Origin of the sequence: Massilia sp. TWR1-2-2, from assembly GCF_049897565.1 — a bacterium.
Classification (GTDB): domain Bacteria; phylum Pseudomonadota; class Gammaproteobacteria; order Burkholderiales; family Burkholderiaceae_D; genus JAFCUW01.
Map to the genome: position 1 here is coordinate 83,167 of NZ_JAFCWM010000016.1, position 19,352 is coordinate 102,518.

The following is a 19,352-nucleotide window of genomic DNA, read 5'->3' on the forward strand; positions in this document are numbered from 1 at the left end:
GCGCGCCTGCTCCACACTACCCCGTTTTCACTGACCGGATTTTTATGAACACAGCAAACTTCCTGCGCCTGGTGCTGCTCGCGGCGATCTGGGGAAGCTCCTTTCTTTTCATGCGCATCTGCGCGCCGGTGCTGGGGCCGGCGGTGCTGATCGAATACCGCGTCGCCTTTGCCGCGCTGTTTCTCGCCATCGTCGGCCTGTTCCTCAAGAAGCGGCTGGACCTGCGCGCCAACTGGAAGCACTACCTGATGCTCGGGTTATTCAATTCGGCGCTGCCGTTCTTGCTGTTTGCGTTCGCCGCGCGCACCCTGACCGCATCGGTGCTGTCGGTGCTGAACGCCACCGCGCCGATGTGGGGCGCGTTGATCGGCGCGGCCTGGTCGCGCCAGCGAATCAGCGGGCGCGTCGCCGCCGGCCTGGTGCTCGGCACCGGCGGCGTCGCGCTGCTGGTCGGCTTCGACCACGCCACGTCCGGCCCCGGCGCGGCGCGGGCGGTGGCGGCGGCGCTGGCCGCGGCGCTCAGCTACAGCCTGGCCAGCGCGTATGCGCGCACCGCCAGGAGCGTCGAGCCGTTCGCCAATGCACACGGCAGCATGTGGGCCGCCGCGCTGCTGGTGCTGCCCTTGGTGCCGTTGTTCCCGGCGCCGGCCGCGCCGACGATGGCCATCATGGCCGCCGCGCTGGCGCTCGGGGTGGTCTGCAGCGGCATCGCCTACATCCTTTACTTCAAGCTGATCGACGATGTCGGCCCGACCTCGGCGCTCACGGTCACTTTTCTCAACCCCTTGTTCGGCATCCTGTGGGGCGTGCTGTTCCTCGGCGAGGCGGTCGGCTGGTACACCGCTGTCGGCGCCGCCATCGTCATTGCCGGCACGGCGCTGGTGACCGGTTTGGTGCCGCGCTTCGGCGCGCCGCCGGCGCGGGCGAGCTGAGATGCAGGTGACGATCGCGCTGCCGCCCGGCTACCAGGCAGCCGACGTGCTGGCCTTCCACAGCCGCGATGCCGAAGGCGTGGCCGAGCAGGTGTCGCACGGCCGCATCCGCAAGGGCGTGCTGCTTGACGGCGTGGCGGTGCTGCTCGACGTGACGCTTGGCGAACCGCTGGCGCGCTGCGACGTGCACGCCGACGGCGCGCTCAGCGACGCGGCGCGCGCGATGATCGACGACGCCCTGCTCAATATTCTCGGCCTGCGCATCGACCCGGCGCCGTTCCTGGCACTGGCCGCCGACGATGCGCTGCTTGGCGCTGTCGCGCGGCGCAGTCCCGGCCTGCGGATCGTGCAGTCGGCAAGCATCTTTGAAGCGCTGACCTGGGCCATCATCGGCCAGCAGATCAACCTGCCGTTCGCGATCGCGCTGCGCCGCACCTTGATCGTGCAGGCCGGCCGGCAGCACAGCAGCGGCTTGTGGTGCTATCCGGAAGCGCGGCACGTCGCCGCGCTCGATTGCGCCGACCTGACGGGCCGCAAATTTTCGCGCTCGAAGGCCGAAACGCTGCTGCGCGTGGCGCGCCTGCTCGACGCCGGCGAGCTGAGCCTGGCGCGCGATGACGACATCGCCACGGCCAGCGCGGCGCTGCTGGCGGTCAAGGGCATCGGCCCGTGGACCGTCAACTACGCGCTGTTGCGTGGCTACGGCTATGCGGACTGCTCCTTGCATGGCGACGTCGCCATCCGCGCCGCATTCCAGAAGCTGCTGGGCGAACACGCCAAGCCCGACATTGCCCGCACCGAAGCGTTGCTCGAGCGCTATCGGCCGCACCGCACGATGGCCGCTGCCCACCTGTGGGCCAGTCTCAGCCATGCCGACTGACTAGCCACGGTTTGCGTTAGCGCAAAGGCGCTGCGCCCGGCGGACCAACCCTCATCGCTTCAAGCGCTCCAACTGCTGTAGGAGCCATCCCGATGAAGCGCATATCCTGCCTGACCGTTGTCCTCGCTGCTGCCGGCGGCGCGCCTGCCCAGACCTCGGATGCCGATCGACGCGGCGCCTACCTGTCAGCCCAACACGGCAACGGCAGAATTGACGGCGACAACCTGCGCGGCGACCGCGCGATGTCCTCGCGCGCCAGCGAATTGCGGCTCGGGCGCGAACTCGATCCGGCGCTGCCGGGGCTCGATTGGGCCCGCCGCGACGCGACCGCGCGCATCGAGTTCGTCTACAACAATGAAGGCCATCCCGACAACCACGATCGCGACAGGTTTGCGCTGCAGGCCACCGTCACGCGCGTGCTTGGCGCCGGCTTCACAGGCGAACTGTCGGCCGGGCCGTATTCGACCTACAACACCACGGACGTCAATGGCGTCGAGGTCAACGAAGCGGCCGCGGCATCCTCAGCAGCTTGGCGCTACGCTATCGCCTCGATCGCTGGGCGCCGGGGTTGCACCTGCGGCTAGCGTACAACCACGTGTGGATGCACAAGGCGCACCGTTCGCACGCCGTCATGATCGGAGTCGGCCGCCACTTTGCCAGCGTGCCGCCATACACCGAAGGCACGCTGCCGCAAGGGCGCCCGTGGCTCGGCGCTTCCCTCGGCAGCTCAAAAACGACACAGACGGGGCGGCGGGCGGTTGCCAGCGCCACACTGGAGGCGACGCAGTACGGCGGCAAATGGGCGTTGTCGGCCAAGGCGGTGCTCGAAGGCGACGACGACGTGCTGGTCGACCGCCGCGGCGTTGCCGTGCAGGGCTGGTTCGTGCAGCCGGTCATCCGTAGCTGGCAGGTCGCGGTGGGATTCGGCCGGTACGCGGCGCGCAACCGGCGCGGCCGCTACCGCAGCGGCGTGCATGGCTTGCTGACCATGCAAGCCGAACGGAAACTCGACCAGCGCACCAAGGCGTTTTTCGCCCTAAGCCGCGTCAACAGTTACCAGCAGGCCAACGACCGCGACGTGTTCCACGTCGGCGTGATGCGCGCCTTCGGCGGCTGATCAGTCCATGCCGGCCATGCCGCAGAACTGCTGCGCGCCCTCGCCGCTGAAACGGATCAGGTCCAGCAGCGGCGCGGTGGCCAGGTTGTCCTCGCCGTATTCGCCGCCGAGCACGCCCGGCACCGTCATGCAGTACTTGCGCCCGGACGCCAGCGGCCCGAGCTTTTCGCGCGCCAGGGTCACCAGTTCGGTCATGTACCAGCCGTGGAGAAATTGCTGGTTGTAGGACAGCTTGTCGAACTCGTCCTGGTCGCCGGCCACCGGTTCACAACGTAGTTCCTGCGGACAAAGGCGCCAGTATTTACCGTCTTCATCCCGGATGATCAGGTTGCCAAAGTCGTTTTCCCCCAGCACTTCGACAGCCGTCAGCCCGACCCAGCCCCACGATTCATTAATTTCGTCAACAGTACTCATCGTTTCGCGCTCCTGTCGTGTGGCCGCCCCCAAAAGGGAACAGCCATTGGTTCGACCGCGGCGGCAGGCCGATGTCCGGGCTGCCTGCGGCGAAGTTGATGCACATCGAGGAGTGCCAAGGTTGCATCAAAGCAAACGCGCAAATGCAGAAAAGCCGCTAGTTCCTTTCGAAACTAGCGGCTTGACCTACATTCTGGTTGCGGGGACAGGATTTGAACCTGTGACCTTCGGGTTATGAGCCCGACGAGCTGCCAGACTGCTCCACCCCGCAGGAGAGATTATACGGACTATCGGCCGGTTAGGCAATATCAATCTATAGCCAATGTGCGATAGCAGCACGCCTTGTGTGCTCGATGGCGATTTTGCCCGATTCCCGGTTGCGGCGAAGCGGGCCCAATCGGTGTAAAGTAAGCGAAACAACATCCTGGCGGCTACCTATGAAATTTTGTTCCGACTGCGCCCATCCCGTCGCCTTGGCAATTCCCGAGGGCGACAACCGGCCGCGCTACGTTTGCGCGCAATGCGATGCAATTCATTACCAAAATCCAAAACTGGTGATCGGTTCCCTGCCGGTGTGGGAAAGCGATGGTCAATTGCAAGTGCTGCTGTGCAAGCGGGCGATCGAACCTCGCTACGGCTACTGGACATTGCCGGCCGGCTTCATGGAAAACAACGAGACGACGGCCGAGGCGGCAATCCGCGAGACGGAAGAAGAAGCCGGCGCCAACATCGAGCTCGGCGCCTTGTTTACGCTGCTCAACGTGGCGCACGTCCATCAGGTGCATTTGTTTTACCTGGCGCGGCTGCGCGAGCTCGACTTTGCCGCCGGCATTGAAAGCCTGGACGTGCGCCTGTTCAGCGAACGCGACATTCCGTGGGACGACCTTGCCTTCCCGACCATTCGCAAGACGCTGGAACTGTTCTTTGCCGATCGCGTCAAAATCCGTGAAGGCGGCAGTTACGGATTCCACAGTATCGACATCGTGCGTCCGATGCGTGCCGCCAGCGACCCTGGCTAACCATGATCCCCTGGCTCGAAACGAATACGCCGTTTCCCGACGTCTCGCACGCGCTGACGATCGACGCGCCTGGCCTGCTCGCGGCCGGCGCCGACCTGTCGCCGCAGCGGCTGCTGATCGCCTACCAGCACGGCATCTTTCCCTGGTTCTCCGAGGGCCAGCCGATCCTGTGGTGGAGCACCGATCCGCGCATGGTGCTGCGCACCGACCAATTCCGCGTCAGCGACAGCCTGAAAAAGACGCTGCGCCGGGTCGAGCGCAGCGTGCAGGAGGGCGGGCGCTGGCAGGTGCGGTTCGACAGCGCGTTCGAAGGCGTCATGCGCGCCTGCGCCGCGCCGCGCCGCGACGGCCCCGGCACCTGGATTTCGACAGACATTATCGACGGCTACACTGGCCTGCACGCAATGGGCTACGGGCATTCGTCGGAACTGTGGCTCGACGGCGAACTGGTGGGCGGCGCCTATGGCGTCTGCATCGGCCGCATGTTTTACGGTGAATCGATGTTCGCGCGCGTCACCGACGGCTCCAAGATCGCGCTCGCTTACCTGGTCGCCTTCCTGCGCAGCCACGGGGTGGCGATGATCGACTGCCAGCAGCAGACCGGCCACCTGGCGTCGCTCGGCGCGGCGCCGATTTCCCGCGCCGAGTTTCTTGAACATCTGCGCGCCGCCATCCGCGAACCGGGCATTTCGAACTGGCAGCCGGTGCCGGCCTTGACAGCGGCCCGGTGAGGATGCGAATCTTTCGTTAAAATAGATTAGCATACAGACCTAGAACCACAGACGCAGAACCAGACACCGTAGCGCAACCACGTCACATCGAGAGCATCCGCATGACGCACCTGAACGACCTGCCATTCTCAACGCTGCAGTTCTACACAACGGCGCCCTACCCGTGCAGCTACCTCGACGCGCGCCTGGCGCGCTCGCAGGTTGCCACCCCGTCCCACCTGATCAACGCCGACGTCTACTCCGAGCTGGTCAAGAACGGCTTTCGCCGCAGCGGCATCTTCACCTACCGGCCGTATTGCGACGGCTGCCAGGCCTGCATCCCGGTGCGGGTGCGCACCGACGAGTTCAAGCCGAGCCGCGGCCAGCGGCGCGCAGCGGCGCGCCATGCGTCGCTGGCGGCGATCGTCGCCAACCTGGGCTTCTCCGACGAGCACTACGCGCTGTATTTGCGCTACCAGAGCACGCGCCACGTCGGCGGCGGCATGGACCAGGACAGCCGCGACCAGTACGCCCAGTTCCTGCTGCAAAGCCGCGTCAACACGCGCCTGGTCGAGTTTCGCGAGCCCGATGGCGTGCTGCGCATGGTGTCGATCATCGACGTGCTGTCGGACGGCCTGTCGTCGGTCTACACGTTTTTCGACCCCGACGTCGCGGGCGCCTCGTTCGGCACCTACAACGTGCTGTGGCAGATCGCCCAGGCCCACGAACTGGGGCTGCCGTACGTGTATCTCGGCTACTGGATCGAGCAAAGTCCGAAGATGGCGTACAAGACCAACTTCCGCCCGCTCGAGGCGCGCATCAAAGGGGCCTGGGGGCTGCTCGACAAGAGGTAAAATGAGCGGTCCGCACAACCCCCGCCCCCCATGTCCGATAAACTGCTGTACGCCCTCACCCGTCCCCTGCTGTTCGCGCTCGATCCGGAAGCTGCCCATAACCTGACGCTGCCGGCGCTGCGCCGCGCCGCCGCGCTCGGCCTGACGCGCGCGTTCGCCAAGCCGGCGCCCGATCCGCGCACGGTGATGGGCATTACCTTCCCCAACCCGGTCGGTCTCGCCGCGGGACTCGACAAGGACGGCGCCTACATCGACGGCCTGGCGGCGCTGGGCTTCGGTTCGATCGAAGTGGGTACCGTCACGCCGCGCGGCCAGGCCGGCAATCCGAAGCCGCGCATGTTCCGCCTGCCGCAAGCGAAGGCCATTATCAACCGCATGGGCTTTAACAACGGCGGCGTCGACGCCTTTGTCGCCAATGTGCAGGCGTCGAAGTTTTACCAGAACAAGGACGGTGTGCTGGGACTGAACATCGGCAAAAACGCCGACACGCCGATCGAGCGCGCCGCCGACGACTACCTGCACTGCCTGCAGAAAGTCTACCCGTACGCCAGCTACGTGACGGTCAATATCTCCTCGCCCAACACGAAGAACCTGCGCCAGCTGCAAGGGGCCTCCGAACTCGACGCGCTGCTGGCGCAGCTGAAGGAGGCGCAGTCGCGCCTGGCCGACCAGCACAAGCGCTACGTGCCGATCACGCTCAAGATCGCGCCCGACATCGACTCCGAGCAGGTCAAGAACATCGCCGGCGCGCTGCTGCGGCACCGGATCGACGGCGTCATCGCCACCAACACGACGCTGTCGCGCAGCGCCGTCGAGGGCATGGAGCACGGCCTCGAGGCCGGTGGCCTGTCGGGCAAGCCCGTGTTCGAACTGTCGAACATCGTGATCCGCGCGCTGCACTACGAACTGGGCGACGAGCTGCCGATCATCGGCGTCGGCGGCATCATGTCGGGCGCCGACGCCAAGGCCAAGATCGATGCCGGCGCCGCGCTGGTGCAGCTCTACAGCGGCCTGATTTACACCGGGCCGGCGCTGGTGCGCGAGTGCGCCAACGCCATCAGACAATGAGGATTGGCGCGATGAAAACCACACTGCTTGGAACGAGCCCGCTGCGGGTATCGAAGGTATGCCTGGGCACGATGACGTTCGGCGAACAGAACACCGAAGCCCACGCCCACAGCCAGCTCGATTACGTGCTCGAGCGCGGCATCAACTTCATCGACACCGCTGAAATGTATCCGGTGATGCCACGCGCCGAAACGCAGGGCGCCACCGAGCGCTTCATCGGCTCATGGCTGAAGAAAACCGGCCGGCGCGGCGACGTCGTGCTGGCCACCAAGGTCGCCGGCCCGAACCCGGGGCTGCACTGGGTACGCGGCGGCGCCAACAACCTCGACGCGGCCAACATCCGCGCCGCGGTCGAGGCGAGCCTGCAGCGCCTGCAGACCGACCACATCGACCTGTACCAGCTGCACTGGCCGAGCCGCAACGTGCCGATCTTCGGCGCTACCGCGTTCGAGCCGCACAAGGAGCGCAGCTGCGTGGCGATCGAAGACACGCTGGCGGCGCTGGGCAGCCTGATCGACGCCGGCAAGATCGGCCACATCGGCGTCTCGAACGAGAGCTCGTGGGGCGTGTGCGAGTTCACGAAGCAGTCCGAGATCAAAGGGCTGCCGCGCATCGCCACCATCCAGAACCTGTACAACCTGACGGCACGCGGTTTCGAAACGAGCCTGTTAGATGAGACCTGCTTTCGCGAAGAGGTCGGCCTGCTCGCTTACAGCCCGCTGGCGTTCGGCCAGTTAAGCGCGAAGTACCTCGACAACCCGAAGGCGAGCGGCCGGCTGACGATTTTCCCGCCGACGTGGAGTCCGCGCTACCTGCGTCCGTCCGTGCTGGCGGCGGTGAAGGAGTATGCGCAACTGGCGCGAGAGAACGGCATGACGCCGGCGCAGATGGCGCTGGCCTGGTGCTATACGCGCCCGTTCGTCGCCTCGACGATCATCGGCGCGACCAACCTGGCGCAGCTGAAGGAAAACATCGACGCCGCCGAGACGACACTGCCCGAGCACGTGATCGCCTCGATCAATGGCATCCACGCGCGGATCCCGAATGCGGGGCAGTAAGCGCACGCGCGAACGCTAGCTGTGCGGCGCCTCGGCGTTCATCGCGCGGTCGATTTCGGCGCGCGTGAGCGCCGGCGCAAACTGCTCGATGAAGTGATACGCGTACGAGCGCAGGTAGGCGCCGCGCCGCACCGCCAGGCGCGTGACGTTCTGCGCGAACAGGTGCGACGCCTCGACCGCGCGCAGTCCCTTGTCGCGCCCGTGGTCGAACGCCATCGACGCCACCAGCCCGACTCCAAGGCCCAGCGACACATACTGCTTGATGACGTCCGAGTCCATTGCGGTGAGCACGATGTCGGTCTTGACGCCGGCCTTGGCGAAGGCGGCGTCGATGTGGCCGCGGCCGGTGAAGCCGACGTCGTAGGTGATCAGCGGGTACGCGGCCAGTTCCTCCAGCCGGATCGGCGAATGCGCCAGCAGCGGATGCCCGTCCGGCACCACGATCAGGTGGCTCCAGCTGTAGCAAGGGAACGAGACCAGGTCGGGAAACTGCGACAGGCCTTCGGTGGCGATGCCGAAATCGGCCTTGCCCGACAAGACCCACTCGGCGATGTGATCGGGCGCGCTTTGCTGCAGCGCGATGCGCACCTCGGGAAAATCGGCGCGGAACGACTGCACCACTTTCGGCAGCGCATAGCGCGCCTGCGTGTGGGTCGCGGCAATCGACAGCGTGCCGCTCTTCTGGCCCGCGTATTCGAGGCTGGCCTGCTGCAGGTTTTCCGCTTCCACCAGCAGGCGATCGACGATCTTGAGGATGCCCTTGCCAGGATCGGTCAACCCGGTCAGGCGCTTGCCGTTGCGCTCGAAGATCACGACCCCGAGTTCATCTTCGAGTTCGCGGATCTGGCGGCTTACACCTGGCTGCGACGTGAACAGCGCGTTGGCCACTTCGGTCAGGTTGAAATTGCGCCGCGCTGCCTCGCGGATCGAGCGCAGCTGCTGGAAATTCATATCGCCGCTCCCTGGTCGACGAACACCTGCATGCGGCGCGGCCGCACGACCAGCGTCTCGCCGTCCTTGAGCTGCAGCTGGCGATAGCGTTCGTTCGGAATGACCGCCTCGATGATTTCGGCGTTGTCGGTGCGTTCGAGGTCGAGCTGGGCGAGCGGGCCGATGGCGTGAGCGCGGCGCAGCTTGACGACGATGCCTTCGGCGCCGGGCGAATAACGGTCGACTTCAAGGTCGTGCGGGCGCACGTACGCGATGCCTTTGCCGTCCTGGACTTCGGCGTGGTCGGGTACGTCAAAGGTGGTGCCGCCGCTGGCCAGCACGCCTTCGTGCACGCGGCCGTGGAACAGATTGACGTTGCCGAGGAAGCCGTAGACAAATGGCGACGCCGGGTGGTTGTAGACCGCGTCGGGCGTGCCGAGCTGCTCGACGCGGCCTTTGTTCATCAGCACCACCTGGTCGGCCACTTCGAGCGCCTCTTCCTGGTCGTGGGTGACGAAGATGCTGGTGACGTGCAGGTCGTCGTGCATGCGGCGCAGCCAGCGCCGCAGCTCCTTGCGCACCTTGGCGTCGAGCGCGCCGAACGGCTCGTCGAGCAGCAGCACGCGCGGCTCGACCGCGAGCGCGCGCGCCAGGGCGATGCGCTGGCGCTGCCCGCCAGAAAGCTGCGGCGGATAGCGGTCGGCCAGCCAGTCGAGCTGCACCAGTTCAAGCAGCGACCTGACCTTGTCGCGGATCGCCTGCTCCGACGGGCGGTCCTTGCGCGCCTTGACGCGCAGGCCAAAAGCGACGTTCTCGAACACGGTCATGTGCTTGAACAGCGCGTAATGCTGGAACACGAAGCCGACCTGGCGCTCGCGCACGTGGCGCGCGGAGGCGTCTTCGCCATCCAGCAGGACCTGGCCGGAGTCGGGATGCTCGAGGCCGGCGATGATGCGCAGCAGCGTGGTCTTGCCGCAGCCCGAAGGCCCCAGCAGCGCGGTCAGTTCGCCCGCGGGGAACTGCAGCGAGACGTTATCGAGCGCGGTGAACTGGCCGAACTGCTTGCGGATATTGTTAACTTCGATCGTCATGCTGTTTGCTCCAGGATGCGCACGTCGGATTCGACGTTCTGTGACTCGTGCAGGCGCCATTCGATGAACGACTTGATCGCCAGCGTTACCAGCGCCAGCAAGGCGAGCAGCGAGGCGATCGCGAAGGCGGCCGCGAAGTTGTATTCGTTGTAGAGAATCTCGACCTGCAGCGGCATGGTATTGGTCTCGCCGCGGATGTGGCCCGACACCACCGACACCGCGCCGAATTCGCCCATGGCGCGCGCATTACACAAGATGACGCCGTACAGCAGGCCCCATTTGATGTTCGGCAGCGTCACGCGGCGGAACGTGTTCCATCCCGAGGCGCCCAGCACCAGCGCGGCCTCTTCTTCTTCGGTGCCCTGCGCCTGCATCAGCGGGATCAGTTCGCGCGCGACGAACGGGAACGTGATGAAGATGGTGGCGAGCACGATGCCAGGCACGGCGAACAGGATCTTGATGTCGTGCTCCTGCAGCCACGGGCCGATCCAGCCCTGGGCGCCGAACATCAGCACGTAGATCAGGCCCGAGATCACCGGCGACACCGAGAACGGCAGGTCGATCAGCGTCAGCAAAATGCTCTTGCCGCGGAACTCGAACTTGGCGATGGCCCAGGAAGCGGCCACGCCGAACACGAGGTTCAGCGGCACCGCGATCACCGCGGCGATCAAGGTGAGCTTGATGGCGGAGACGGCATCGGGATCGGTGATCGCGGCCAGGTAGGCCTGCCAGCCCTTCTTGAAAGCTTCGGCAAACACCGCCGCCAGCGGCACGAACAAAAACAGCGCGAGGAACGAAAGCGCGACGGTGATCAGCGAGATGCGGATCCATGCCGGCTCGAATACATTCGAGGCGGTAGGCAGTTCGCCGCGGCGCGGCGGTGCGACGGCAGGGGTATCCACGATTTTTTCTACCAGCGCGCTCATTTTTTACCCGCCCTCGTGCGGGTCCATGCCTGCAGCAGGTTAATCGTCAACAGCATCGCGAACGACGCCAGCAGCATCACCACCGCAATCGCGGTGGCGCCGGCGTAGTCGTACTGTTCCAGCTTGGTGATGATGAACAGCGGCGTGATCTCGGACACCATCGGCATGTTCCCGGCGATGAAAATGACCGAGCCGTATTCGCCAGTGGCGCGCGCAAAGGCGAGCGCGAAGCCGGTCAACAAGGCCGGCATGATGGTCGGGAAGACGACGCGCGCGAAGATCTGCAGCGAGCTCGCGCCCAGGCTGACGGCGGCTTCTTCGAGTTCGCGCTCGGCTTCCTCGAGCACCGGCTGCACCGTGCGCACGACGAACGGCAGGCCGATGAAGGTCAGCGCCACCACCACGCCGAGCGGCGTGAAGGCGACCTTGATGCCGAATTCGGCGAGGTATTTTCCGATCCAGCCATTGGTCGAATACAGCGCCGTCAGCGTAATGCCGGCGACGGCGGTCGGCAGCGCGAACGGCAGGTCGACCAGCGCGTCGACGAAGCGCTTGCCGGGAAATTTATAGCGCACCAGCACCCAGGCGACGATGCCGCCGAAGATGACGTTGATGAAAGCGGCGATCAGCGACGCACCGAAACTGAGCTTGTACGACGCGACTACCCGGTCGGACGTGACGGCGCTCCAGAAGGCTTCCCACGTCATCGTGAAGGTCTTCAGAAACACCGCCGACAACGGGATCAGGACGATCAGGCCGAGGTAGAAAATGGTGAAGCCGAGCGACAGGCCAAAGCCGGGCATGACCCGGAATGGCGCGCCCTGCGGCTTGGGGATGGAGACAGCTGACATTCGGTCCTCTTATCACGAATTCTTCTATTAGGATGCGATAATCGCACCAGAAACTCATAACGCAAACGAAGCATTTTTCATTTGCATAGACGAATTAGCTATTTAAGAACTAGTAAATCAGTTTGGCGGCCACGCCGGTCAGGGTAGCGGCCAGCAGGCCGCGCAGGAAACGCTCGGGCACGGCACGCGCCGCGTACGATCCGATCATGATGCCGGGTACCGACCCGACCAGCAAGGCGCCGAGCAGGTTCCAGTCGATCGAGCCGAGCCACCAGTGGCCAAACGCGGCGATCGCGGTCAGCGGAACCGCGTAGGCAATGTCGGTGCCGGCCACTTCCGCCGCGCTCATGTGTGGATACAGCATCACCAGCAGGGTGGCGCCGATGGCGCCGGCGCCGATCGACGACACTGTCACCAGCAGGCCGAGCACGGCGCCGGCGACCACGGTCGCGATGAACAGAGGGCGGCCTTGCAGCTGGCGGCTCGGTTTGGCATTGATCCACGCCAGCATGCGTGTCTTGAACAGCAGCGCGGTCACCGTCAGCAGGACCGAGCCGGCGATCGAATAGCGGATCACCTGGCCGATTTCCTTGTCGAGGGCGCCGAACTGCTTGAGCGCGAGCGTGGCCACTACCGCGGCGGGCAAGGCGCCGACGCAAAGCGCGCGCACGATGTCCCAGCGGATGGTACCGCGCAGGCGGTGGGTGAAGGTGCCGGCGGTTTTGGTGATCGAGGCGAACGCCAGGTCGGTGCCGACGGCAACCGATGGCGGCACGCCGAACAGCAGGGTCAGCAGCGGCGTCATCAAGGAGCCGCCGCCGACTCCGGTCATGCCGACGAGCAGTCCTACGGCGAATCCGGAAATGATATAAGTCAGAAGCATATGGTCCCTCAAGTTAGCTGCAAGGTTAAGCTAACTGAGCGATATGCCAAACAACGGTTATCTTATTTGCTTATGCGTTCAACGTCGGCGCGCCGACCGGCGCCGGCTACCAGAAAAAACGCGCCCGGAGGCGCGTTCCTTGAGTTGCTCAACTTACTTGTTCGGCTGCGGCGTCATCCGCAAATATGGCCGCTCCGCAGTGAACCCCTTCGGATACTTCTGCTTGATCACGTCGGGATCTTGCACCGTCAGCGGGATAATCACGTCATCGCCGTCGCGCCAGTTGCCCGGCGTGGCGACCGTGTGCTTGTCAGTCAGCTGCAGCGCGTCGATCACGCGCAGCACTTCGTCGAAATTGCGCCCGGTACTCATCGGATAGGTGATCGTCAGCCGCACTTTTTTCTGCGGGTCGATGACGAACAGCGAGCGCACCGTCGCCGTCACCGACTGGTTCGGGTGAATCATGTCGTACAGCACCGATACCGTCTTGTCCTCGTCGGCGATGATCGGAAAGCCGACCACGGTCTTCTGGGTCTCTTCGATGTCGCGGATCCAGTTCTTGTGGGCTTCGGCCGGGTCGACCGACAACGCGATCGCCTTGACGTTGCGCTTGTCGAATTCGGGCTTGAGCTTGGCGGTCAGGCCGAGCTCGGTCGTGCACACCGGAGTGAAGTCGGCCGGATGGGAAAACAATACCACCCATGAGTCGCCTGCCCACTCGTGGAACTTGATTTTGCCGATCGAGGAATCCTGCTCGAAATCAGGGGCGATGTCGCCCAAGCGTAATGTCATGGTGGTCTCCAGAGGTGTTGAAAGGGTCAGGCGAGCCAAGGCTCATGCCGGCAAGGCCGGATCCTCATTGTGCGCCCGATCATATAATAAGTGCAACTTGTCCCAACCCAGCGGCCAGTCGCCGAGGCCCGATTCGGCATTGATGTGGCCAAGCGCGCCGGCGGCGACCAGCTCGCTGCCCCAGCGCTGCGCCCAGAGGCCGGCATGGTCGGCGCGCATCCATGGGTCGTTGACGCTGCTGATGAGCAAACTCGGGCAAGGCAATGGCGCAGCCGGCAACAGGTCGGCAACGCCGAACCTGGCGGGATCGGCCGGCGCCACCAGCAAGGCGCCGGCGACCTGGTGCGGATTGGCGGCGATCGACGCCACCGCCGCCAGGCAGCCGAAGCTGTGCGCGACCAGCAAGGCCGGGCGCGGATCAAGGGCGCGCACCTCGTCGAGCCTGGCCGCCCAGGCCGGCAAGTCGGGAATGCTCCAGTCATCCTGGACGACGCGCCAGCACTCGGGGTGGCGCCGTTGCCACCTGCTTTGCCAGTGGCCGGGGCCGCTGTCATGCAGGCCGGGCACCAAGATAACCTGGAAATCGGGAAAAAGTTCGCGCACCATATTGCCTCCTGATCAGCAGGATACGATGCGGACGCGGCAAACCGAACGAATCGTTTGGCGATTGCTTATTCGCCAGGCGAATAAGCGCTAGTAGAAGCGGTTGAACAGCACCACGGCCCAGGCCGCGGCAGCAATGCCGATCGCCAGCGCAACCGCCGCGCTGCCGAGGTCCTTGGCATTTTTCGACAGCGGATGGGCCTCGAGCGAGATGCGGTCGACCACCGCCTCGATGGCCGAATTGATCAGTTCGACGACCAGCACGAACACCAGCACGGCGACCAGCATCAGCTTCTCGAAAGCGGAGATCTTCATGCTGAGCGCGGTGACGGTGCCGATCACCACGACCAGCATTTCCTGGCGAAACGCGGCTTCGTTCTGCCAGGCTGCCCTAAAGCCGTCCATCGAATAAGAGAAGGCTGAAACGATGCGCTTGACGCCGTTCTTGCTTTTGAAATCGCTGACTGGCTGGACCATGGGAAGTTTGGTAAATGGCATGTGATGCGCCATTATGCGCCGCCCCGGCCGCTACGGGAATAAGGCGCCCGGCGTTTGCCAATCCTTTTCACATTATGGTATAAAGAGGCATATATACTGCACCGCACCAACTACATGATGAAAATTGAATCAGTCGAAACGCCGAAAACCTCGATTCAAGTGATCGAACGCATGGTCGCGCTGCTCGACGCGCTGGCGACTTACAGCGATCCGGTCAGCCTGAAGGAGTTGTCCAGAGTGACGGGCCTGCATCCCTCGACCGCGCACCGCATCCTTAACGACATGGTCATCACCCGTTTCGTCGACCGGGTCGAGCCGGGCACGTACCGGCTCGGCATGCGCCTGCTGGAACTGGGCAATGTGGTCAAGAGCCGGCTGTCGGTGCGCGAGGCAGCGCTCGACTACATGCGTGCGCTGCACAAGAAAACCCAGCAGACCATCAACTTGTCGGTGCGCCAGGGCGACGAGATCGTCTATATCGACCGCGCATTTTCCGAGCGTTCCGGCATGCAGGTGGTGCGCGCGATCGGCGGACGCGGGCCGCTGCACCTGACATCGACCGGCAAGCTGTTCCTGTCGGTCGACGACCCGAAGGCGATCCGCTCGTACGCGACGCGCACCGGTCTTGCCGGGCACAACAAGAACTCGATCACCGACCTGGGCAAGCTCGAGCGCGAGTTGAGCCTGGTGCGCTCGCGCGGCTATGCGCGCGACAACGAAGAGCTGGAGCTGGGGGTGCGCTGCATGGCGGCCGGCATCCACGACGATACCGGCAAACTCATCGCGGGACTGTCGATTTCGGCGCCGGCCGACCGGCTGCAGGAAGAATGGCTGGAAGACCTGACGCAGACCGCCGGCCAGATTTCGGCCACGCTCGGCTACACGCCGTAACGCTTAGCCGACCGCTGGCGGCCTGAGCGCCTCGAGCCAGCGGCGCATGCGCCCGGCATCGGCGGTGCGCGACTGCTTGCCCTTGGAGTCGAGGAACACCATGATCACAGCGCGGCCCTGGATCATCGCCTGCATCACCAGGCAGCGCCCTGCTTCGTTGATGAAGCCGGTCTTTTGCAGGCCGATTTCCCAATCAGGACTGGCCACCAGGTAGTTGGTGTTCGAGTAGTGCATCATGCGGCCGCTGGCGTCGACGACGGATTTCGGATCGGTGGAATACTCGCGCAGCAGCGGTTCCTGGTGCGCCACGACGGCAAGCTTGGCAAGGTCGCGCGCGCTGGCGATGTTGCGGCTCGACAGGCCACTCGAGTCCACATAGCGCGTATCGTTCATGCCGAGCAGGCGCGCCTTGGCGTTCATCGCCGCGACGAAGGCGGAGATGCCGCCCGGATAGTTGCGGCCCAGCGCGGCGGCGGCGCGATTTTCCGAACTCATCAACGCGATGTGCAGCAGGTTGCCGCGTGTCATGCGGGCGCCGACGCGCAGGCGCGAACCGGTGTGCTTCTCGCGGTCGACGTCGTCCTCTGTGATGGTGAGCATTTCGTTCATGTCCTGCTGCGCCTGCACCACGACCAGGCCTGTCATCAGCTTGGTGATCGAGGCGATCGGCAGCGCGACGTTGGCGTTCTTTTCGAACAGCACTTCCGAATTGCTCTGGTCGAGCACGAAGGCGACGCTGGAAGCGAGCGCCAGCGGATCACGCGTGAGGTTCAGGCCGGCGGCGTCGCCAGCGGTGCGGATGGGAATGAAGTTGGCGCTGCGCACAGGCCGGTAGATGACCGAGCGCTTGCCGCGCACCACGGTGATGCGCTTGGCAATGCGTGGCCGCTCGGTGGCCACCGCGCTCGCCTGCACCTTGCGCCGGGCCGGTTTCTTGACGATTTGTTTTTTGACGGACGTTGCCTGCGGGCGCCCTTCCGTGCTCGCGGCCGAGGCCGGCGTGAGGATAAATAGCAATGAAACAATGGCGCCCAACGCAAGCTTAAACATCTGTAAATCCTTTGAGGCGAACTGAAGAACACTCGTTGCAGTGTAGCAAAACACTCGGCAATGGCAAGCGAATTTAACCTTTAAAGAAATACTTATGCAACTGCGCAACGGTCGCTCAATATGCGTTCGTTGTCAGTCAATAGTGTACGACTTTATTCGAGAAACCGTACGAATTCGGTGACCGAAGCGCGCTCCGTGATCAAGGAATTTTCGATTTTTTCGAGGTCGGCGTAGCCGAGCGCCATGCCGCATACCACTGTTTCGCTGGCCGGCAACGACAGCTGTTCGGCGATGATGCGATGGAACTGGGTAAACGCCGCTTGTGGACAAGTATCGAGCCCGCGCCCGCGCGCGGCCACCATTATGTTCTGCAGGAACATGCCATAGTCCAACCAGGAACCTTGCTCGAGCACGCGGTCGATCGTGAAGATCAGGCCGACCGGGGCGTCGAAGAAACGGTAGTTGCGCCCGTGCTGGGCAGCCATGCCGGCCTTGTCTTCGCGCGTCAGCCCGAGCAGCGCGTACAGATCCCAGCCGACCTTGCGGCGGCGTTCGATGAACGGCGACACCCACTGCCGCGGGTAATAGTTGTACTCCTCGGTGTGGGCGGCGGCTGCGTCCTTGTCGCCGTACACCGCCAAGATCGCCGCCGACAGGCGCTCCTTGGCGTCGCCGGTCAGTACCGTTACTTTCCACGGCTGGATATTGGTGCCCGACGGCGCGCGTGCGCTGACCTCGAGGATCGCCTCGATGTCTTCGCGCTCGACCGGGGTCGGCAGGAAGGCGCGGATCGAGCGGCGCGAGACGATGGCGCTGTCGACTGCTTGCTGTTGCTGGTTCGAGATCATCAGGAGTTCCTTATTTTTTCACCACAAATATAACGCCGATAACGGCAACCACCATGCCGAGTATACCGAGCAGGCTGAACGCCTCGCCGAATGCAATCCACGCCATCACGGCAGTCGTCGGCGGCGTCAGGTACAGCAGGCTGGTCACCTGGGTGGCGTCGCTGCGGCGCAACAGCTTAAACAGCAGGAAGATGGCGCCGATCGACAGCGCCAGCACCGACCACAGCAAGGCGCCGATGAAGCTTGGCGTCCACGCCACCGTCGTCAAGCCCAGGTCGAAGTCCTCGAACAGCACGGCCGCCGGCAAGAGCACCAGCATGGTCGCCGTAAACTGGATGACGCTGCCGGTGCGCAAATCGAAGCGCGGGCAAAAGCGCTTCTGGTACATGGTGCCGACGGTGATGGAGAACAGCGCCGCCACGCAAAACCCGATCGACAGCGCCGACAGGCCGACCAGGTTGATCTTGGCCGCCACCACCAGCGCTACCCCGCCCAGTCCGAACGCCAGACCCAGCCATTGACGGGGGCGCACCGTCTCGCCAATCAGCGGCGCGGCCGCGGCGGTGAGGATCGGCTGCATGCCGACGATCAGCGCCGACAGCCCGGCCGGCATGCCAAGCTTGATGGCGCACCAGACGCCGGCCAGGTAGCCCGCTTGCAGCAGCAGGCCGGCCACCGCGATGTGGCCGATGCCGGCCGCATGCGGCCACGGCGCCCGCCAGATCAGCACGCACGGCACCAGCAGGACCAGCACGCCGGCGCAGCGCAATATCAGGAAAGTTAAAGGCGGGGCATACGGCAGGCCGAACTTGGCGACGATGAAGCCGGTGCTCCAGAGCAATACGAAGAAGATGGGTACCGGGGAGAGCCAGGCTGGCGTGAAGCGCGCTGCAACATCGGAGGGATTGTTTGACATCAATCAGGAACGCAAAGGGACAATAAAGCCGATGCGCCGAATCAGCAGGCAGGAAGCGCGAAGCGATAAGTCTATCATGGGAGCGCCGAAGATGTTTCCTTACCCCAATCCCTATGAAGAATGGTAGGTTTGATTCCCGCTGCATATTGTTTCGGTGATAAGCCAACTGGATTTAATTTTAATTTGTGCAGCGCACCAAAAGTGCTTGACCTTCCATAAAAACTCAGTAAAATAGGCTTTGTTGCGCTGCACAATATATGTCTGGCGACAGATGTACAGAATTCACCTGCTTCACCGGTATCAAGCAACATTCGTTTTTAACGCTATTCAACAATCATTGGAGAATTATATGTTTGCAATCCCTGAGCAGTTTTCGAACGCCACCAAAGCCAATTTCGAGCAGCAGTTCGCCGTCTTCTCGTCGCTGACTGCCAAGGCCTTCGAAGGCATGGAAAAACTCGTTGAGTTGAACATCACCGCCGCCAAGGCATCGCTGGAAGAGTCGTCGGCTGCGACGCGCCAACTGCTCGCTGCCAAGGATCCACAAGAATTCTTCTCGCTGGCCGCTGCACAAACCCAGCCTACGGCCGAAAAAGCAATGTCGTACAGCAAGCAAGTCGCTGCGATCGTTGCCGGCACCCAGGCCGAGTTCACCAGCGCCGCCGAAACGCAGATTGCCGAAACCAACCGCAAGGTCATCAGCCTGGTCGACGAAGTGAGCAAGAATGCACCTGCCGGTTCGGAGAATGTTGTTGCCGCCTTCAAAGCATCGCTGGGCAATGCAAACGCCGGCTACGAGCAGCTGACCAAGACCGGCAAGCAAGCCGCTGAAGCCATCGAAACCAACGTGACCGCCGCCGTGAACCAGTTCACCCAGGCTGCCCAGAAGGTCGCTGGCAAGAAGTAATCAACACCGCCAGCCTGGCCGGAATACAAAAAGCCTCGATTCGTCGAGGCTTTTTTTGGTCCGGATAGCTACAGGCGAAAAGCTGGCGAAAAGCTGGCGAAAAGCTGGCGAAAA

The 19,352-nt window shown here is 63.9% G+C and carries 23 protein-coding genes and 1 tRNA gene; 11 read left to right on the plus strand and 13 right to left on the minus strand.

The features are described 5' to 3' along the window. The first annotated feature begins 44 nt into the window (after window positions 1-44). From ACP7DD_RS16660 to ACP7DD_RS16675, 4 genes are all read left to right on the plus strand, one after another. Entirely contained in the window at window positions 45-932 is an 888-nt protein-coding gene (locus ACP7DD_RS16660) for a DMT family transporter (RefSeq protein WP_426175920.1), read from the plus strand. 1 nt (window position 933) lies between these two features. Beyond that, entirely contained in the window at window positions 934-1,812 is an 879-nt protein-coding gene (locus ACP7DD_RS16665; RefSeq protein WP_426175921.1) for a DNA-3-methyladenine glycosylase family protein, read from the plus strand. A 92-nt stretch (window positions 1,813-1,904) separates the two neighbouring features. After that, the gene (locus ACP7DD_RS16670) at window positions 1,905-2,396 is read left to right on the plus strand and encodes a hypothetical protein (protein WP_426175922.1); all 492 of its coding nucleotides are present in this window, start codon (window positions 1,905-1,907) and stop codon (window positions 2,394-2,396) included. Then, window positions 2,381-2,929 (plus strand): hypothetical protein, encoded by a 549-nt coding sequence (locus ACP7DD_RS16675; protein WP_426175923.1) that lies wholly within the window; start codon window positions 2,381-2,383, stop codon window positions 2,927-2,929. The genes ACP7DD_RS16670 and ACP7DD_RS16675 overlap by 16 nt, the downstream gene beginning before the upstream one ends. On the opposite strand, the gene ACP7DD_RS16680 is transcribed toward ACP7DD_RS16675, so the two are convergent. Then, a complete protein-coding gene (locus ACP7DD_RS16680) occupies window positions 2,930-3,343 on the minus strand; it encodes a T6SS immunity protein Tdi1 domain-containing protein (RefSeq protein WP_426175924.1) in 414 nt (137 codons plus the stop codon). A 194-nt stretch (window positions 3,344-3,537) separates the two neighbouring features. Further along, a tRNA-Met gene (locus ACP7DD_RS16685) sits at window positions 3,538-3,614 on the minus strand. Window positions 3,615-3,780: 166 nt separating this feature from the next. Between ACP7DD_RS16685 and ACP7DD_RS16690 the strand changes: the two genes are divergently transcribed. From ACP7DD_RS16690 to ACP7DD_RS16710, 5 genes are all read left to right on the plus strand, one after another. Next, complete coding sequence (locus ACP7DD_RS16690) at window positions 3,781-4,362, plus strand: NUDIX hydrolase (protein ID WP_426175925.1); 582 nt, start codon at window positions 3,781-3,783, stop codon at window positions 4,360-4,362. 2 nt (window positions 4,363-4,364) lie between these two features. Then, entirely contained in the window at window positions 4,365-5,093 is a 729-nt protein-coding gene (gene aat, locus ACP7DD_RS16695; protein WP_426175926.1) for a leucyl/phenylalanyl-tRNA--protein transferase, read from the plus strand. Window positions 5,094-5,194: 101 nt separating this feature from the next. Continuing rightward, the gene (locus ACP7DD_RS16700) at window positions 5,195-5,926 is read left to right on the plus strand and encodes an arginyltransferase (RefSeq protein ID WP_426175927.1); all 732 of its coding nucleotides are present in this window, start codon (window positions 5,195-5,197) and stop codon (window positions 5,924-5,926) included. Between the two features lie 30 nt (window positions 5,927-5,956). Then, window positions 5,957-6,994, plus strand: coding sequence for a quinone-dependent dihydroorotate dehydrogenase (locus ACP7DD_RS16705; protein WP_426175928.1), 1,038 nt, complete (start codon window positions 5,957-5,959; stop codon window positions 6,992-6,994). A gap of 11 nt (window positions 6,995-7,005) precedes the next feature. Next, on the plus strand, window positions 7,006-8,052 hold the full coding sequence (locus ACP7DD_RS16710; RefSeq protein ID WP_426175929.1) for an aldo/keto reductase: 1,047 nt from the start codon (window positions 7,006-7,008) through the stop codon (window positions 8,050-8,052). Window positions 8,053-8,067: 15 nt separating this feature from the next. Here ACP7DD_RS16710 and ACP7DD_RS16715 read toward each other — a convergent pair whose 3' ends face one another. The 8 genes from ACP7DD_RS16715 to ACP7DD_RS16750 form a co-directional block, all read right to left on the minus strand. Next, a complete protein-coding gene (locus ACP7DD_RS16715; RefSeq protein ID WP_426175930.1) occupies window positions 8,068-9,003 on the minus strand; it encodes a CysB family HTH-type transcriptional regulator in 936 nt (311 codons plus the stop codon). Then, window positions 9,000-10,073 carry a sulfate/molybdate ABC transporter ATP-binding protein gene (locus ACP7DD_RS16720; RefSeq protein ID WP_426175931.1) on the minus strand — a complete coding sequence of 358 codons (1,074 nt, stop codon included), beginning with the start codon at window positions 10,071-10,073 and terminating at the stop codon, window positions 9,000-9,002. The genes ACP7DD_RS16715 and ACP7DD_RS16720 overlap by 4 nt, the downstream gene beginning before the upstream one ends. Continuing rightward, entirely contained in the window at window positions 10,070-10,999 is a 930-nt protein-coding gene (gene cysW / locus ACP7DD_RS16725; protein ID WP_426175932.1) for a sulfate ABC transporter permease subunit CysW, read from the minus strand. Before cysW ends, ACP7DD_RS16720 begins: the two co-directional genes overlap by 4 nt. After that, window positions 10,996-11,850: a sulfate ABC transporter permease subunit CysT gene (gene cysT / locus ACP7DD_RS16730; protein ID WP_426175933.1), complete on the minus strand. Its 855-nt coding sequence runs from the start codon at window positions 11,848-11,850 to the stop codon at window positions 10,996-10,998. Before cysT ends, cysW begins: the two co-directional genes overlap by 4 nt. A gap of 109 nt (window positions 11,851-11,959) precedes the next feature. Beyond that, the gene (locus ACP7DD_RS16735; RefSeq protein WP_426175934.1) at window positions 11,960-12,733 is read right to left on the minus strand and encodes a sulfite exporter TauE/SafE family protein; all 774 of its coding nucleotides are present in this window, start codon (window positions 12,731-12,733) and stop codon (window positions 11,960-11,962) included. A 153-nt stretch (window positions 12,734-12,886) separates the two neighbouring features. After that, on the minus strand, window positions 12,887-13,525 hold the full coding sequence (locus ACP7DD_RS16740; protein WP_426175935.1) for a peroxiredoxin: 639 nt from the start codon (window positions 13,523-13,525) through the stop codon (window positions 12,887-12,889). A gap of 42 nt (window positions 13,526-13,567) precedes the next feature. After that, window positions 13,568-14,131, minus strand: coding sequence for an RBBP9/YdeN family alpha/beta hydrolase (locus tag ACP7DD_RS16745; protein WP_426175936.1), 564 nt, complete (start codon window positions 14,129-14,131; stop codon window positions 13,568-13,570). Between the two features lie 87 nt (window positions 14,132-14,218). Continuing rightward, window positions 14,219-14,626, minus strand: coding sequence for a diacylglycerol kinase (locus ACP7DD_RS16750; RefSeq protein ID WP_426175937.1), 408 nt, complete (start codon window positions 14,624-14,626; stop codon window positions 14,219-14,221). 117 nt (window positions 14,627-14,743) lie between these two features. On the opposite strand from ACP7DD_RS16750, the gene ACP7DD_RS16755 reads away from it, so the two are divergent. Beyond that, window positions 14,744-15,517, plus strand: a complete 774-nt coding sequence (locus ACP7DD_RS16755) for an IclR family transcriptional regulator (RefSeq protein WP_426175938.1) — start codon at window positions 14,744-14,746, stop codon at window positions 15,515-15,517. Window positions 15,518-15,520: 3 nt separating this feature from the next. On the opposite strand, the gene ACP7DD_RS16760 is transcribed toward ACP7DD_RS16755, so the two are convergent. From ACP7DD_RS16760 to ACP7DD_RS16770, 3 genes are all read right to left on the minus strand, one after another. Then, window positions 15,521-16,567 carry a serine hydrolase gene (locus tag ACP7DD_RS16760; protein ID WP_426175939.1) on the minus strand — a complete coding sequence of 349 codons (1,047 nt, stop codon included), beginning with the start codon at window positions 16,565-16,567 and terminating at the stop codon, window positions 15,521-15,523. Window positions 16,568-16,719: 152 nt separating this feature from the next. Next, a complete protein-coding gene (locus tag ACP7DD_RS16765; RefSeq protein WP_426175940.1) occupies window positions 16,720-17,415 on the minus strand; it encodes a nitroreductase in 696 nt (231 codons plus the stop codon). 10 nt (window positions 17,416-17,425) lie between these two features. Beyond that, window positions 17,426-18,331 (minus strand): DMT family transporter, encoded by a 906-nt coding sequence (locus tag ACP7DD_RS16770; RefSeq protein ID WP_426175941.1) that lies wholly within the window; start codon window positions 18,329-18,331, stop codon window positions 17,426-17,428. A 349-nt stretch (window positions 18,332-18,680) separates the two neighbouring features. Between ACP7DD_RS16770 and phaP the strand changes: the two genes are divergently transcribed. Continuing rightward, window positions 18,681-19,238 carry a TIGR01841 family phasin gene (gene phaP / locus ACP7DD_RS16775; protein ID WP_426175960.1) on the plus strand — a complete coding sequence of 186 codons (558 nt, stop codon included), beginning with the start codon at window positions 18,681-18,683 and terminating at the stop codon, window positions 19,236-19,238. Window positions 19,239-19,352: the final 114 nt, after the last annotated feature.